The 1137-nt window shown below is 58.0% G+C and carries 2 rRNA genes; both read left to right on the plus strand.

Features of this window, described 5'->3' with window-relative positions:
• Positions 1-76, plus strand: a 16S ribosomal RNA gene (locus AB0I82_RS36355); the annotation flags it as partial.
• Positions 77-381: 305 nt separating this feature from the next.
• Positions 382-1137 (plus strand): 23S ribosomal RNA (locus tag AB0I82_RS36360); the annotation flags it as partial.

Raw genomic sequence — 1137 nt, forward strand, 5'->3', positions numbered from 1 at the left:
GAAGGTGGGACTGGCGATTGGGACGAAGTCGTAACAAGGTAGCCGTACCGGAAGGTGCGGCTGGATCACCTCCTTTCTAAGGAGCACTTCTTACCCGGTCCTCGGACCTGGTCAGAGGCCAGAACATCAGCGAATGTCTGATGCTGGTTGCTCATGGGTGGAACGTTGACTACTCGGCAAGTTCAGGTTTCTTCTTCGCTAGTACTGCTTCGGCGTGGAACGTGAAGAGGCGAAGGACTTGTCGGGCACGCTGTTGGGTGTCTGAGGGCACGGGCTTTGCTCGGACCTTCAAACGCCGGCCCCGGTGAAACGCCACGAAGGTGGTGTGTGACGGGTGGCTGGTCGTTGCTTGAGAACTGCACAGTGGACGCGAGCATCTGTGGCCAAGTTTTTAAGGGCGCACGGTGGATGCCTTGGCACCAGGAACCGATGAAGGACGTGGGAGGCCACGATAGTCCCCGGGGAGTCGTCAACCAGGCTTTGATCCGGGGGTTTCCGAATGGGGAAACCCGGCAGTCGTCATGGGCTGTCACCCGCTGCTGAACACATAGGCAGTGTGGAGGGAACGCGGGGAAGTGAAACATCTCAGTACCCGCAGGAAGAGAAAACAATCGTGATTCCGGGAGTAGTGGCGAGCGAAACCGGATGAGGCCAAACCGTATTGGTGTGATACCCGGCAGGGGTTGCCAGTGCGGGGTTGTGGGAGTTCTCTTGATCGGTCTGCCGGCCGGTCGGCGAGTCAGAAACCGTATGGATAGGCGAAGGACATGCGAAAGGTCCGGCGTAGAGGGTAAGACCCCCGTAGCTGAAATCTGTACGGCTCGCTTGAGAACCACCCAAGTAGCACGGGGCCCGAGAAATCCCGTGTGAATCTGGCGGGACCACCCGTTAAGCCTAAATATTCCCTGGTGACCGATAGCGGATAGTACCGTGAGGGAATGGTGAAAAGTACCGCGGGAGCGGAGTGAAATAGTACCTGAAACCGTGTGCCTACAAGCCGTGGGAGCGTCGCTGTCATCTTCGGATGGCAGTCGTGACTGCGTGCCTTTTGAAGAATGAGCCTGCGAGTTTGCGGTATGTTGCGAGGTTAACCCGTGTGGGGAAGCCGTAGCGAAAGCGAGTCCGAAGAGGGCGGTT

The organism is Streptomyces sp. NPDC050315, from assembly GCF_040655775.1.
Lineage (GTDB): Bacteria > Actinomycetota > Actinomycetes > Streptomycetales > Streptomycetaceae > Streptomyces.